At 67.7% G+C, this 12,584-nt stretch carries 13 protein-coding genes; 6 read left to right on the top strand and 7 right to left on the bottom strand.

Annotated elements, in window-relative coordinates:
- Nucleotides 1–288: 288 nt before the first annotated feature.
- Nucleotides 289–1,374 (bottom strand): TAXI family TRAP transporter solute-binding subunit, encoded by a 1,086-nt coding sequence (locus IEY58_RS03365; protein ID WP_189042387.1) that lies wholly within the window; start codon nucleotides 1,372–1,374, stop codon nucleotides 289–291.
- A gap of 286 nt (nucleotides 1,375–1,660) precedes the next feature.
- On the opposite strand from IEY58_RS03365, the gene IEY58_RS03370 reads away from it, so the two are divergent.
- A complete protein-coding gene (locus IEY58_RS03370) occupies nucleotides 1,661–2,791 on the top strand; it encodes an iron-containing alcohol dehydrogenase (RefSeq protein ID WP_456057516.1) in 1,131 nt (376 codons plus the stop codon).
- Nucleotides 2,792–2,807: 16 nt separating this feature from the next.
- Here IEY58_RS03370 and IEY58_RS03375 read toward each other — a convergent pair whose 3' ends face one another.
- Together IEY58_RS03375 and IEY58_RS03380 are read right to left on the bottom strand one after the other, a co-directional pair.
- Nucleotides 2,808–3,122: a non-heme iron oxygenase ferredoxin subunit gene (locus IEY58_RS03375; RefSeq protein WP_229743453.1), complete on the bottom strand. Its 315-nt coding sequence runs from the start codon at nucleotides 3,120–3,122 to the stop codon at nucleotides 2,808–2,810.
- Nucleotides 3,123–3,210: 88 nt separating this feature from the next.
- A complete protein-coding gene (locus tag IEY58_RS03380) occupies nucleotides 3,211–4,599 on the bottom strand; it encodes a methyl-accepting chemotaxis protein (RefSeq protein ID WP_189042391.1) in 1,389 nt (462 codons plus the stop codon).
- Nucleotides 4,600–4,869: 270 nt separating this feature from the next.
- Here IEY58_RS03380 and IEY58_RS03385 point away from each other — a divergent pair, with 270 nt between their 5' ends.
- Nucleotides 4,870–5,346 carry a MarR family winged helix-turn-helix transcriptional regulator gene (locus tag IEY58_RS03385; protein ID WP_189042393.1) on the top strand — a complete coding sequence of 159 codons (477 nt, stop codon included), beginning with the start codon at nucleotides 4,870–4,872 and terminating at the stop codon, nucleotides 5,344–5,346.
- A gap of 40 nt (nucleotides 5,347–5,386) precedes the next feature.
- Nucleotides 5,387–6,559, top strand: a complete 1,173-nt coding sequence (locus tag IEY58_RS03390; RefSeq protein ID WP_189042395.1) for an adenylate/guanylate cyclase domain-containing protein — start codon at nucleotides 5,387–5,389, stop codon at nucleotides 6,557–6,559.
- 68 nt (nucleotides 6,560–6,627) lie between these two features.
- Here the strand turns inward: IEY58_RS03390 and IEY58_RS03395 are convergent, their stop codons facing one another.
- The 3 genes from IEY58_RS03395 to IEY58_RS03405 all read right to left on the bottom strand — a co-directional run bounded on the left by IEY58_RS03395 (nucleotide 6,628) and on the right by IEY58_RS03405 (nucleotide 8,789).
- Entirely contained in the window at nucleotides 6,628–7,008 is a 381-nt protein-coding gene (locus IEY58_RS03395) for a nuclear transport factor 2 family protein (protein ID WP_189042397.1), read from the bottom strand.
- A gap of 75 nt (nucleotides 7,009–7,083) precedes the next feature.
- Nucleotides 7,084–8,361: an RNA polymerase sigma factor gene (locus tag IEY58_RS03400; protein WP_189042398.1), complete on the bottom strand. Its 1,278-nt coding sequence runs from the start codon at nucleotides 8,359–8,361 to the stop codon at nucleotides 7,084–7,086.
- A complete protein-coding gene (locus IEY58_RS03405) occupies nucleotides 8,358–8,789 on the bottom strand; it encodes a YciI family protein (RefSeq protein ID WP_189042400.1) in 432 nt (143 codons plus the stop codon). Before IEY58_RS03405 ends, IEY58_RS03400 begins: the two co-directional genes overlap by 4 nt.
- A gap of 168 nt (nucleotides 8,790–8,957) precedes the next feature.
- Here IEY58_RS03405 and IEY58_RS03410 point away from each other — a divergent pair, with 168 nt between their 5' ends.
- On the top strand, nucleotides 8,958–9,557 hold the full coding sequence (locus tag IEY58_RS03410; RefSeq protein ID WP_189042402.1) for a DUF2975 domain-containing protein: 600 nt from the start codon (nucleotides 8,958–8,960) through the stop codon (nucleotides 9,555–9,557).
- Nucleotides 9,557–9,793 carry a helix-turn-helix domain-containing protein gene (locus IEY58_RS03415; RefSeq protein ID WP_189042404.1) on the top strand — a complete coding sequence of 79 codons (237 nt, stop codon included), beginning with the start codon at nucleotides 9,557–9,559 and terminating at the stop codon, nucleotides 9,791–9,793. The genes IEY58_RS03410 and IEY58_RS03415 overlap by 1 nt, the downstream gene beginning before the upstream one ends.
- Before the next feature lie 4 nt (nucleotides 9,794–9,797).
- Here the strand turns inward: IEY58_RS03415 and IEY58_RS03420 are convergent, their stop codons facing one another.
- Entirely contained in the window at nucleotides 9,798–10,934 is a 1,137-nt protein-coding gene (locus tag IEY58_RS03420) for a pyridoxal phosphate-dependent aminotransferase (RefSeq protein WP_189042406.1), read from the bottom strand.
- Nucleotides 10,935–11,039: 105 nt separating this feature from the next.
- Here IEY58_RS03420 and IEY58_RS03425 point away from each other — a divergent pair, with 105 nt between their 5' ends.
- Nucleotides 11,040–12,461, top strand: a complete 1,422-nt coding sequence (locus IEY58_RS03425) for an aminotransferase-like domain-containing protein (RefSeq protein ID WP_189042408.1) — start codon at nucleotides 11,040–11,042, stop codon at nucleotides 12,459–12,461.
- Nucleotides 12,462–12,584: the final 123 nt, after the last annotated feature.

Here is a 12,584-nt window from a genome sequence, read left to right on the forward strand (position 1 = left end):
GCCGAAGTCGGCTCTGCGAAGATGCAGTAACATAGTACTGTCGTGAGGGCAAATAATGCCCGCCGCACGCACATGCTTGCGCCCTTTCCCAGTCGAACTGGCCTGGTAAGATCCAGGTGAGATTTTTCGACTAAGCAAACGCCGGCAATGCGAAGTAGTTGCCGGTTTGTCTTGTGGGCGACTATGTCCTTTTTGAGATGTTGGTGCGACTATAGAGATTTGCTTAGATATGATTTACCACTAATTATTTTCTACTTTGAATTTATTTGCTGTAAAAGACTCGCGTTATTACTGGCTCTGCGACGCTTGTACCAGCAGGCCGGCTTCCCGGTAGAAGCGCTCGGCGCCCGGATGCAGCGGGATGGCCAGGCCCTCGATCGCCTTCGCAAGCTTGATGCGCTTGCCGATCGGATGGCCGTTCTCGATCATCTTCTGATTGCTCTCGTTCCACAGCGCCTTGACGAGGCGGTAGGCGAAGTCCGCTTCGATCTTGTCGGTCGTGATCCATTCGGCGCCGATGCCGAGCGTGTCGATGTCCTCGTTGATGCCGGCATAGGTGCCGGCCGGGATCCGGTCCGCCGCCAGGTAGCTCCATTTCTTGTGCAGGTGCTCGGCCATCTCGGCCGGGATCGGCAGGATGCGCACCGGCGTGCTCTGCGCAAGCTCGGTGATCGCCGCCACCGGCCAGCCGGCGATCTGGAAGAAGCCGTCGATCGACCCGTCGGCAAGGCCGGCGGTAGCGGCCGTCAGCTTCATGTAGCTCGCCTTCACCTCCTTCTCGGTGAGGCCGGCGCCGGCCAGGATCAGGCGAGCGTCGACGAGCGTGCCCGATTCCGGTTCGCCCAGCGAGACCCGCTTGCCCTTGAGGTCCTTGACCGTATGGATCGGTCCGTCGGCCCGCACCACGATATGCAGGCTCTCGGCATAAAGGTTGGCGAGCGCGCGGAGTTCCGGATGAGGCCCTTCCTTGGCGAAGCCGTTGGTGCCGCCGTAGGCCCAGTTCGCGACGTCGGCCTGGCACAGCGCCGATTCGAATTGGCCCTTCACCACCGCCTCGACATTCTCGACGGAGCCCTGGCTCGCCTGCGCCACGGCGATCACGCCTGGCACGCCGCAGGCGCCGCCCTTGGCGCAGTCGCGCGAGCCCGGCGGGTTCGAGAGCGCATTCGCAATCTCGGCGCCCAGCGGGAAATAGGTGCCGCTCGGCCCCCCCGTGCCGATGCGGAAGAAGCGGATGTCGCTGCCGGTGGCGAGCGCGTGGCGGCCGAGCCCGGTGGCCAGTGCCGCGGCGCCGGCGCCCAGCATGAGAAGCAGCCGGCGTCGATCGACCGCCGCCATCGGGCGGTGCATCGATTCGGGACGGGATTGCTCCATAGCCGGCTCCGGGCCAGAAAATGCCAGTTTGCGTCAGGTGCCGGCGCCCTCGACGGCACCCCCTAACCGCGTAATGAGACTGCGCCTAAAAGGCTAAGGTCTCGTTGAAATTCGAACGGTCTGCCATCGGGCGCTATTCCCCGGGGGCGACGGTTTTTCTCTCTTGGCGTGGGCGATCTGGCGACCAATCTCTGTCCCGGGTCGAGGACGGCCGGTATAACCGGCTGAAACGACGCGCCAATGGGAGGACGAGCCGATGATCGCCAATATCACCCTACCTAGACAGATGGTTATCGGCGGCGGCGCGCTCAAGGAATTGCCGGGCCTGCTTGGCCGAGTCGGTGTTACGAAGCCGCTCGTCGTGACCGACCCGTTCATGCGCGACTCCGGCCGACTCGCGGCCGTGACCGAGCTGCTCGACGGCGCCGGCATCGGCTGGGGTGTGTTTGCCGATACCGTGCCGGATCCGACCACGGATGTGGTCGAGGCGGGGGCCAGGCTGATCGCGGGCGGCGACTATGACGGACTGGTGGCGCTCGGCGGCGGCAGCCCGATCGACACGGCCAAGGCCATGGCGATCCTGGCGGCGAACGGCGGCCGGATGCGCGACTACAAGGTGCCGGCGCCGATCCCCAAGATGGGCTTGCCGCTGATCGCGATCCCGACGACCGCCGGCACCGGCTCGGAAGTGACGCGCTTCACGGTCGTGACCGACACCGAGACTGACGAGAAGATGCTGATCGCCGGCATTCCCGCGACTGCGATCGCGGCCATCGTCGACTACGAGCTGACGCTCAGCATGCCGCTCCGGCTCACGGCCGATACCGGCATTGACGCGTTGACGCACGCGATCGAAGCCTATGTCAGCAAGCGGGCGAACCCGTTCAGCGATTCGATGGCGCTCTCGGCCATGAAGCTCATCTGGGCCCATCTGCCGACGGTTTGCGCCGAGCCCGGCAATCATGCCGCGCGCGAGGCCATGATGCTGGGGGCGACGCAGGCGGGCATGGCCTTCTCCAACGCCTCGGTGGCGCTCGTCCATGGCATGAGCCGGCCGATCGGCGCGTTCTTCCATGTGCCGCACGGCCTCTCGAACGCCATGCTGCTGCCTGAGATCACGGCTTTCTCGGCCCCGGCCGCCATGCCGCGCTACGCGCAATGCGCCCACGCCATGGGCTTGTCGGACCCGGCCGAGGGTGATCAGGCGGCTGTCGCACGGCTGATCGACGCGCTGCGCCGGATCAACCGCGACCTCTCGGTGCCGACGCCGGAGCGCTACGGAATCGATCGCAAGCGCTACCTCGAGCTGGCACCGACCATGGCGCAGCAGGCGCTGGCGTCGGGCTCGCCCGGCAATAACCCGCGCGTGCCGACGATCGAGGAGATGGTGACGCTCTACGAGCGCGTCTACGCCTGAGATCAGCCGAGGCCGATCAGCCCAGGCCGACCAAGATATCCGTGCCCTCGATGCGAAGCGGATAGACCTCGAGGTCCTGCGAGGCGGGCGCACAGAGCGCCTTGCCGCTTCTGACGTCGAAGCGCCCGGCGTGGATCGGGCATTCGATCTCGTAATCGTCGAGGAAGCCGTCGGTCAGGATGGCGAAGGCGTGGGTGCAGATGTTGGCGGTCGCGTAGAACGCGCCCTCGACATGGTAGATCGCGATATGGCGGCCTTCGATCTCGACGTCGATCATGTCGTCCGCGGCGAGCGCGTCGGTTGTCGTAGCCTTGATCCAGCGGATGGTCACGAGGCGGCATCCTCGATGGTCGATGGAGAGGGCGCCAGCCTAACGGCTAGGCTGAAGTCGTCAATGGCGGCCATGAGCGGCAACGGCGTCAGACGCGATAGCAGACGCGCAGGCCGCCCCACAGCCGGCCGGTGACGCGGATCGGTGCCGAGGCGTCCTTCATCAGCGCGAAGACGCCGCCGCCCATGTCGCGACGATAGGTCTGCAGCAGGAACGGCTGGGTATTGCGCACGACCGCCACCGCGGACTTGTCGAGATAGCGCCGCCGGTTGCGGCAGTTCGCCGCGTTCCACACCGGATCGCGTCCCGGCGGCTTCCGGAACTGCGGATTGTGCGTCGGGATGAGGTTGTTGTGGTCGGTCGGCGCACAGAACACCATGCGCTCGTCGAGCGCCATAATCGGGTCGTGCAGCGGCGGCAGGACCCGGTCGAGGAAGGGAATGTAGCGCGTCATATACTGTGGCGGATTGGAGCCCTCGATCTCGACCAGGTGCTTGTCGAACAGGTCGTCGACCGTGATGTCGCCGGCATCGATCGCGCGGGCGAAGCAGGCTTCGATCTCCTTGGCGACGCGGACCGCGGCGTCGATGAACTTGGTGTCGACGGTCTCGAAGCCTGAGCTTGCGGTCAAGGCCATGATCGCCTCGCTCGAGTCCAGGATCCGGTGGCTGCGCTCGGCGGCGAGCCGGAGCGCGGTGTTGGACTGGGCGACGCCGTCGTGCATGGCCTCGACCGTGCCGACGAAACCGTCGCACCGGCGGGCGATCTCCTCGGTGGCGCCGGCGATGCGCCCGGCATTCTCGTCGACCCGCACGACGGCATCGCCGACGGTCGCCATGACGGAGCCGATCGTCGCCGTGCTGTTGCCGACCGTCTCGGCCCGGCGCGAGCCCTCGGCGCTGTGTTCGACGAGCCGGCGGACCTGGGCGGTCAGACTGGCGAGGGTCGACCCGATGTCGGCCGTGGCCGTGCTCGTCTCGCGGGCGAGCGCCTTGACCTCGTTCGCGACGACGGCGAAGCCCTTGCCCGCCTCGCCGGCGCGCGCCGCCTCGATCGTCGCGTTCAAGGCCAGGAGGTTGGTCTGGCGGGCGATCCGTTCGATGCCGGCCGTCACCTTGCCGACCCGCTGCATCGCGGCTTCGAGGGCTGCGAGCTCGCTGCCGATCGTGCCGACCGAGGCGACCAGAGCCTGGATCGCGGCAAGCGAAGTCCGGATCTCCTCATTGGAACTGACGATGTCGCGGCGCGCCTGGGCCGCGGCGCCCTGCGTTTCGGACGCCATGTCGGCGATCTGCTGGTTGCTCGCGACGATGTCGCGCGTCGTACGATCGATCTGCTCGAAACGCTCGGTCTGCGTTTCCATCAGACCGCCGACCTGCTCGATATTGTTCACCACGTCCGCGATATCGACGCTCAATCGGCCGACCTCGGACGCCACGCTCGCTACGATGGTCCCGGCATCGTCCGTTGACGCCATCGCATCCTCCCTTTCTGGGGTTGCCGTTCGGTCCAGCATCGCCCAAGAGGGCTAACCGATGGTTCACACGGATCCAATTGGCAATTCGATCGAGAACGCGGCGGATCTGTCCAGAACGGGGCGGGCATCTCGTCTGGTCTGATGATATCCTTTACTGCCTCAAGTTTACGCGCGAAACCTCGCCCGTGGTGACTTGCCGATGATCAGCCAGCGGTGGAAAATGACGCTTCACTCCGCCGGCACGCCGAGTATAACGGAAGAAAATATAATATGAGGCAGTCCTTGTCGTCCTTCGATCTTCAGCGCTATCTCCCCTACCTCCTCAACCGTGCTGCGATTCGCATTACCGAGGCCTTTCAGCGCGAATTGCGGAAGGACGATCTGACGGTCGTCATGTGGCGCGTGCTCGCGGTACTGTGGCATGACAGGGCGATGCGGCTCGGCGCCTTGGCCGAGGCGACGACGATCGAGGTCTCGACCCTGTCGCGGCTCGTCACCAGCATGCAGATGCGCGGGCTCGTCAGCCGGACGCGCTGCGCCGAGGATGCGCGCGCGGTCGAGGTCGACCTCACGGACGAGGGACGCGCGATCGCGGCCAGGATCGTGCCCCTGGCGCTCGATTATGAGGCGACGGCGATCGCCGGCATGTCGAGCGAGGACGGCGACGCGTTGCGGCGGCTGCTGGTCCGGCTCTACGATAATCTGTCCGGCCTGCCTGAGCCGCCGGACTCAGCGGAACAGGTCTGAGCGCCACGCGCTCGGGCGAACGGGAAAGCAAGATCACACCATGCGCGTGGAGCGCCTCAAACCTTTCGTCGAATGGCTGTCGGAGCGGCAGGGCTCGGCCGCGGACATCGATGCGCTGCATCAATCGCTGTGCCGGCAGCTGGTCCGGCTCGGCTACGGCATCTGGCGCTCGGGCCTGCTGCTCGAAACCCTCGACCCGGAAATCAGCGGCGGCCGCATCATCTGGTCGCGTGAGGGCGTGGAAGAGGTCCAGGTCACGCTCAACCCGCACACCGCCGATCTCTCCGAGAGCTACGCCCGCAGCCCGCTCAAGATCGTCGACGACACCGGCCACACGCTCCGTGCGCGACTCGACAAGCCAATCCTGGCGCTGCCCCTGCTGCAGGAGCTGCGTGCCGAGGGCGCGACCGATTACATGATCGTGCCGCTCGCCTTTACCGACCGGCGGCGCAGCGCGGGCCTGAGCTTCACGACCGATGCGCCGGAAGGATTCTCGAACGAGGATGTGGAAGAGCTCGAGATCATTTCGCGGCTGATCAGCGCTGCATTCGAAGTGCGCCTGCTGCGTCATATCGCGCTCGGCCTGCTCGAGACCTATGTCGGGACGCAGGCCGGAGCCAACATCCTCGACGGCCTGGTCAAGCGCGGCGACGGCGGGCGCATGCGGGCGGTCATCTGGTATTCGGACCTGCGCAACTTCACGCGGCTCACCGAGACCATGGAGACGGGCGAGCTGCTCGACCTGCTGAACGAATATTTCGAATTGTTCGGCGTCGCGGCGGCCAAGCGCGGCGGCGAGGTCGTGCAGCATATCGGCGACGCGATCATGATCTATTTCACGATCCCGCCGGGTTCGAACGACGAGGCGGTGACCGCTGGGGTCGTCGACGCCGTGGTCGAGGCACTGGCCGGCCTCGAGGTCGCGAACGCGGCCCGGCGCGCGCGCGGCGCGGTCGAGATCAAATGCGGCATCGGCCTCGACATCGGCGAGGTGACGCATGGCAATGTCGGCTCGCTCCGGCGCCTGTCGTTCAACGTCGTCGGGCCCGCGGTCAACCGCGCCGCCCGCATCGAGACGCTGACCAAGGCGCTCGGCGTGCCGCTCCTGATGTCGGCCGATTTCGCGCGCACGACCGGCCGGGCCTGGCTCAGCGCCGGTTGGCATGCCTTGAAGGGCGTGCCGGACCCGGTCGAGATCGCGCGGCTGCCGTAACCAGCGTCCAAGAGGGTGGTACTCCAAACGGGCCTCCCGGCGCCGCGACGCGCCGGGAGGCCCGCCGCTCACGCGGCCGCCGGCAGCTTGTCGAGGAAGCCGATCACCTGCGCGATGCGGCCGCCGTCGAGCACCAGCACGTCGCTGCCTTCGATCGGCGGCGCAGCACCGGCCGGTCCCAGCGACCACGAGAAGCGCACATGATCGCCATGGCCGTCGGCCGGGCGGACGAGCGCGAAGCGGAAGCCGGGGAAGCGCTGCTGCACGGCGCCGATCAGGGCGCCAATGTCGCGCTGGCCGGCGGCACGACCCATCGGGTCGACGTAGACCGCGTCCTCGGCCCAGTCCTGGCCGAGGAGCGCCGCGCGCCGGTCGGCATCGGTCTCGTTCCACGCGGCGATATAGCGTTCGGCGATTTGTTGGGCGGAGGAGTTTTGGGCTTGCGACATCTCGGGTCTCCATCGATCAGGGCGTCTGGCGGCTCCAGACGAGACCCATCATCGCCATCGCCGGCGCCCGGTCGATTACGTGCCAGGTAAGGCGGTGTCGGCGTCTGACGATTTCAATCGGGCCAGCCGGTCGAGATGCATCCGGATATGGGCCGCCTCCGCAGGGCTGTGGGCGAGGGCGATGGCGCGGTCGAAGCAGGCGCGCGCCTCGTCGAACCGGCCCAGCTGGTCGAGCAGCGCGCCCTTGAGGCCGAAGAAATAGAAATATCCCGAGAGCCGGTCGGCGAGCGGCTCGATCATGTCGAGCGCGTCCGCAGGCCCGTTGAGCTTGGCGACGGCAACGGCGCGGTTGAGCGTCACGACCGGCGAGGGCTGCAGCCGCTCCAGGGTCTGATAGAGCCGGTCGATCTGCGCCCAGTCGGTATCCTCAGCCCGCGCGGCCTGGTCGTGCAGCGCCGCGATCGCGGCCTGGACCTGATAGGGGCCCGGCCGGCGGTGGCGCATCGCCTTGTCGACGAGCGCCAGGCCCTCGGCGATCATGCGCCGGTGCCACAGGCCCCGGTCCTGGTCCTCGAGCAGGACCACCTGGCCGTCGGCATCGAGCCGCGCCGGCGTGCGGGCATGCTGCAACAGCATGAGCGCGGTCAAGCCCATGAGTTCGGGCTCGGCCGGGTAGAGCCGCAGCAGCAGGCGCGCGAGCCGGATCGCCTCGTCGGCGAGCGGCCCCCGTTGCTGCGCTTCGGTGCCGGTGCCGGAATAGCCCTCGTTGAACACCAGGTAGAGCATGGCCGCGACGGCGGCGAGCCGCTCGGCGCGTTCGACGGGGCCCGGCGGCTCGAACGGCACGCCGGCGCCGGCGATCCGGCTCTTGGCGCGCGTGATGCGCTGCTCCATGGCGCTTTCGCCGACCAGGAAGGCGCGCGCGATCTGCTTGACCGAGAGGCCCGAGACGATGCGGAGCGCCAGCGCGATCTGCTGCGTTGCCGGCAGGTCCGGATGGCAGCAGATGAACAGGAGCCGGAGCACGTCGTCGCGATAGTCGGCGCCGTCGAGCCGGTCGGCTGCCGCACTCTCGGCATCCTCGAGGTCCGAGATGAGCTCGTCGGGCGGCAGCGGCGCCTGGCGCGACTGGCGACGCGCCTGGTCGATGCCGGCGTTGCGGCCGACCATGATGAGCCAGCTGGCCGGGTCGCGCGGCGGCCCCTTCTCCGGCCAGGTTCTGAGCGCGCGCAAGCACGCGTCCTGGAACGCCTCCTCAGCCGCGTCGAGATCGCGGAACCAGCGCAGAAGTGCCCCCATCGCCTGGGGACGCGCCGCGGTCAGCGCCGCGTCGATCCAGGCGAGGTCGCTCATGCGTCCATTACCGCTGCGGGCGTGGCCTTAGCCGGCGTCACCGTGGCAGGCGTCACCGTGACAGGCGTCGGGGCCGGCTTGAACAGGGCCAACGGCCGCAGCTCGTAGCTGCCCTCCGACGTGTAGGTGCTCGCCAGTTCCTTGGCGGTCTCGACCGCCTGGTCAAGGTCGGCGCATTCGACGATGTAGAAGCCCAGGAGCTGCTCCTTGGTCTCGGCGAACGGACCGTCGAGCACGAGATGCTCGCCGTTCTTGCGCACGGTCGTGGCCGCCGTGGTCGGCAGCAGGCGGGCGACCGGGCCGAGCCGGCCCTGCGCCGCGAGCTTCTCCTGCACGGCGCCGAGGCGCGCCATGACGGCGGCCTCTTCCTCCTCGGGCCAGGCACTGACGGCGTCTTCGTGGTCGTAGCACAGGATGGCGTAGAGCATGGGCATCCTCCCTTCATGACCCAAGGACGCTGGAGGATGCCCGAAGCCGACAGGGCCGGGGAAAAATTTTCATCGACGAGCCAATGCGAGAATCTGAAAATAATTATTGTTTTACAGAAATAAATTTAGTTCTATGGTCGAGATGATCCATCTCGAGGGAGACGAACCATGGGCATGCTGCTGACGATGCTGCCGTCCAGGACCGACAGCGAACGGCCGATCCATCGGCGCATTCAGGCGCGCAGCCGCCTGTTCTCGCTGCTGTTTACCGGCCTGCTCTGGCTGCTCGCGGCGCTCACGGCGGCGCTCGTGCTGGCGGCGCTGTTCTATCGGGGCGACCATGTCTTCGTCGGCGCGGACGGCGTCGACATTACCTTCGGCTCAGGCCAGCCGGCCGGCAAGGTGCCGCTCGCGAGCCTTGCCACCCGCTACCGCATTGGCGGCGCCGTGGCGCTCGTGGCGCAGATGGGGCCGGCGATCCTGGTGCTGGCGAACCTGCGCGGCCTGTTCCGGCTCTATGCGGCGGGCACGGTGTTCGCGCGCGAGAACGCCAGCCACATCCGGCAGATCGGCCTCTGGCTCATTGCCTATGCCGTGGCGCCTTGCCTCAGCGTCGGTCTCCTGACCCTCGTCGATTGCGCGGTCGACCGCGCCTGGTTCCATCTGGTCGAGGTCCAGGCGCTCGTGCTGGGCGGCATCCTCATGGTCATCGCCCAGGTGATGGAAGCCGGGCGCCAGATCGAGCTAGACCGCAACGGGTTCGTCTGATGCCGATCATCGTCCGGCTCGACGTCATGATGGCGAAGCGCAAGGTCCGCTCGAACGCGCTCGCCCGCGCGATCGGGCTGACCGAGGCCAACCTGTCGCTGCTGAAATCGGGCAAGGTCAAGGGCATCCGCTTCTCGACGCTCGAGGCGATCTGCGCCTATCTCGAGTGCCAGCCGGGCGACATCCTGGAGTTCCAGCCGGACGAGAGTGCCGCGAAGCTCCAGGAGGCGGTCTGACCGCTTAGCCCGCTGCCTGGGTGAGCGCGCGGGTGAGACCGGCGAGCGCCGTCTCCAGTTCCGGCATGGGAAGCAAGCCGAAGCCCAGGCGGAACACGTGCGGCTCGTCACCGAACCAGGCGCCGTCGGCGAGCCTGATGTCTTCGTTCGCGAGCTCCGCGCGAAAGCGGGCGACCGCCGTTTCGTCGAACCGGTCGGGCTTTAGCCGAATGCAGCAGAGGGCGCCGGCATCGGGACGGACCCATTCGACGAATTGGCCTTGCGTTTCGATCCATCGCGCGGTGCGTTCGAGCCCGGCCGCAAGCTGCGCGCGCCGCCCGGCCAGGATCGGCTCGCGCCGGGTGAGGAGAGCCAGGGCCAGGGCCTCGTCGAGCGGCGAGCCGCTGATGACCGTGTTGAACCTGCCCAGCACCAGCTGCTCGCGTAGTGCCGGATCGTGCGTGATCGCCCAGCCGAGCCTGAGGCCGGGCGCGCCGTGCGCCTTGGACAGCGACGAAATCGCGACGACCTTCTGCCCGATCGCCACGGCACTGGGGGCGGCCGGGTCGCCGCCATAGGCCGCCTCGCGATAGGTCTCGTCGACCAGCAGATAGGCATCGGGGCAGACCTCGGTCATCAGACCCAGGAGACGGCGGAGCATCGCCTGGTCGAGCGCGACGCCGGACGGGTTCTGCGGCGAGGCGAGGCTGACGAGCTTGGTGCGCGGCGAGAGGAGCGCGCCGAACTCGTCGAGGCTCGGCCGATAGCCTTGGTCGAAGCTGAGCGGCACGGTCCGGATGGCGGTACCGACCGCTTCGAGCGCGCTCCGTGCCTGGGGGAACAGCGGGGTGGTCGTGATCGCCTCGCCGCCCTGCCCGCAATCACCAGGCCCGCACAGGATGAACGCCAGCAGGAACAACGCATGCGCCCCGCCGACCGTGACGACGACCTCGTCCGGTCCGACACCATGCATCTCGGCGATGACGTGGCGCAGGCGCTGGTCACCCTCGGCCGTGCCATAGCCGAGCGAGAGAGAGGCCAGGTCCGGCGCGCCGGCCAGCAGGTCGCCCAGCCGCAGATTGGGGCCGTAGCTCTCCGCCAGGTCGTAGCGCGGATGGGCGCTCGTCAGGGATATGATGTCGTTCTTGGGGAACCGTGCCATGGGACGCTCCGCTCGCCGTCGAAACCGATGGGCTTGATCTAGCGCGGCCGGACGGAGGATAACAGATACAGAAGTCCGGAATATCGACCATAACAGTTTGCGCCCATGCCCGAGGCCTTTCGCTACGAGGAACTCGCCCGTCATATCGAGGGCCTGATCGAGGCCGGTGCGCTCGGGCCGGGCGGCCGGGCGCCGTCGCTGCGCCAGGCGGGCCGGCAATGGCGGGTGAGCCTCACGACGGCGCTACAGGCCTATCGGCTGCTCGAAGATCGCGGCCTCATCGAGGCGCGGCCGAAATCGGGCTTCTATATCGCGCGCCGGCCGGCGGCCCTTGCGGCTCCGGCCGCCTCGCGCCCGCCGGCCCGGCCGACCCCGGTCAGCATCCCGGGCGTCATGTTGAAGCTCCTGGAGCACGCGTCCGATCCGCGGCTGGTGCCGCTCGGCTGCGCCATTCCGAGCGCCGAGCTCCTGGCGGCGAGCCGGCTCGACCGGTTCCTGGCGCGGGCCGCCCGCACGAAGGGCGTCGATCACAACATCTATACCGAGCCGAAGGGCCATGCGCCGTTGCGCCACGAGCTGGCGCGCCGGGCGCTGCGCTGGGGCAGGATCCTTTCGGCCGAGGACATCGCCGTCACCTGCGGCTGTACGGAGGCGCTGCTGCTGGCGCTCAAGGCCGTCACCCGGCCGGGCGACACGGTGGCGATCGAGAGCCCGACCTATTTCGGTTTCCTCCAGGCCTTCGAGGCGCTGGGTCTGAAGGCATTCGAGCTGCCGACCGACGCGGCCGAGGGCGTCGACCTCGACGCGCTCGGCGCCGCGATTAACGCCGGCGCCATCCGCGCCTGCCTCTTCTCATCGAGCTTCGGCAATCCGCTCGGCGGCACCATGACGGAAGCCAAGAAGCAGGCGGTGCTGGATCTGCTGGCGCGCCATGCCGTGCCGCTCATCGAGGATGACATCTACGGCGACCTGCATTTCGGTGCCGAGCGACCACGTCCGTTCATGGCGCTCCGACCCGGCGCCGACGTGCTCTATTGCAGCTCCTTCTCGAAGACGGTGGCGCCCGGCTACCGCATCGGCTGGATTGTGCCCGGCCGGCATATGCAGCGGGTGCTGGAGCATAAGTTCGCGACCACGCTCGCCGGCCCGGTCCTGCCGCAGGCGGCCTTCGCGGAGTTCCTCGCCTCGGGCGGCTATGACAATCACCTGCGCCGCATGCGACGCGTGTTCGCCGAGACGCTCGACCGGATGATCCGCGCGATCGAGCGCCATTTCCCCACCGGCACGCGGGTGGCGCGGCCGGAGGGCGGCTTCGTGCTGTGGCTGGAACTGCCGCCGCAGGTCTTGACCCGGGCGCTGTTCGACCAGGCGCTCCTGCGCGGCATCTGCTTCGCGCCGGGGGACGTGTTCTCGGCGACCGACCGCTACGGCCATTGCCTGCGCCTCAGCGGCGGCTACGGCTGGAGCCCGCAGATCGAGCAGGGCCTCGAGACCCTGGGCGAGATGGTGACGGCGCTTGCTGGCTAGATGTCGAAGCTATGAAGGTTGTTCATCCAGGTCCGGGCAGTGAAGCTGTGGTTACCACACCGAAGCGCACGTTCCTGGAGCCCTGGATGAACATTCACAAGAATGCACGGCTGACGCCGCAAG

This window comes from Aliidongia dinghuensis (assembly GCF_014643535.1).
In the GTDB taxonomy this organism is placed as follows: Bacteria; Pseudomonadota; Alphaproteobacteria; order ATCC43930; family CGMCC-115725; genus Aliidongia; species Aliidongia dinghuensis.

Excerpts from the sequence above, each read along its gene's own strand:
- IEY58_RS03365 (WP_189042387.1), bottom strand. The coding sequence starts at position 1,374 with ATGGAGCAATCCCGTCCCGAATCGATGCACCGCCCGATGGCGGCGGTC.
- IEY58_RS03370 (WP_456057516.1), top strand. The coding sequence starts at position 1,661 with ATGGTTATCGGCGGCGGCGCGCTCAAGGAATTGCCGGGCCTGCTTGGC.
- IEY58_RS03380 (WP_189042391.1), bottom strand. The coding sequence starts at position 4,599 with ATGGCGTCAACGGACGATGCCGGGACCATCGTAGCGAGCGTGGCGTCC.
- IEY58_RS03385 (WP_189042393.1), top strand. The coding sequence starts at position 4,870 with ATGAGGCAGTCCTTGTCGTCCTTCGATCTTCAGCGCTATCTCCCCTAC.
- IEY58_RS03390 (WP_189042395.1), top strand. The coding sequence starts at position 5,387 with ATGCGCGTGGAGCGCCTCAAACCTTTCGTCGAATGGCTGTCGGAGCGG.
- IEY58_RS03395 (WP_189042397.1), bottom strand. The coding sequence starts at position 7,008 with ATGTCGCAAGCCCAAAACTCCTCCGCCCAACAAATCGCCGAACGCTAT.
- IEY58_RS03400 (WP_189042398.1), bottom strand. The coding sequence starts at position 8,361 with ATGAGCGACCTCGCCTGGATCGACGCGGCGCTGACCGCGGCGCGTCCC.
- IEY58_RS03405 (WP_189042400.1), bottom strand. The coding sequence starts at position 8,789 with ATGCTCTACGCCATCCTGTGCTACGACCACGAAGACGCCGTCAGTGCC.
- IEY58_RS03410 (WP_189042402.1), top strand. The coding sequence starts at position 8,958 with ATGGGCATGCTGCTGACGATGCTGCCGTCCAGGACCGACAGCGAACGG.
- IEY58_RS03415 (WP_189042404.1), top strand. The coding sequence starts at position 9,557 with ATGCCGATCATCGTCCGGCTCGACGTCATGATGGCGAAGCGCAAGGTC.
- IEY58_RS03420 (WP_189042406.1), bottom strand. The coding sequence starts at position 10,934 with ATGGCACGGTTCCCCAAGAACGACATCATATCCCTGACGAGCGCCCAT.
- IEY58_RS03425 (WP_189042408.1), top strand. The coding sequence starts at position 11,040 with ATGCCCGAGGCCTTTCGCTACGAGGAACTCGCCCGTCATATCGAGGGC.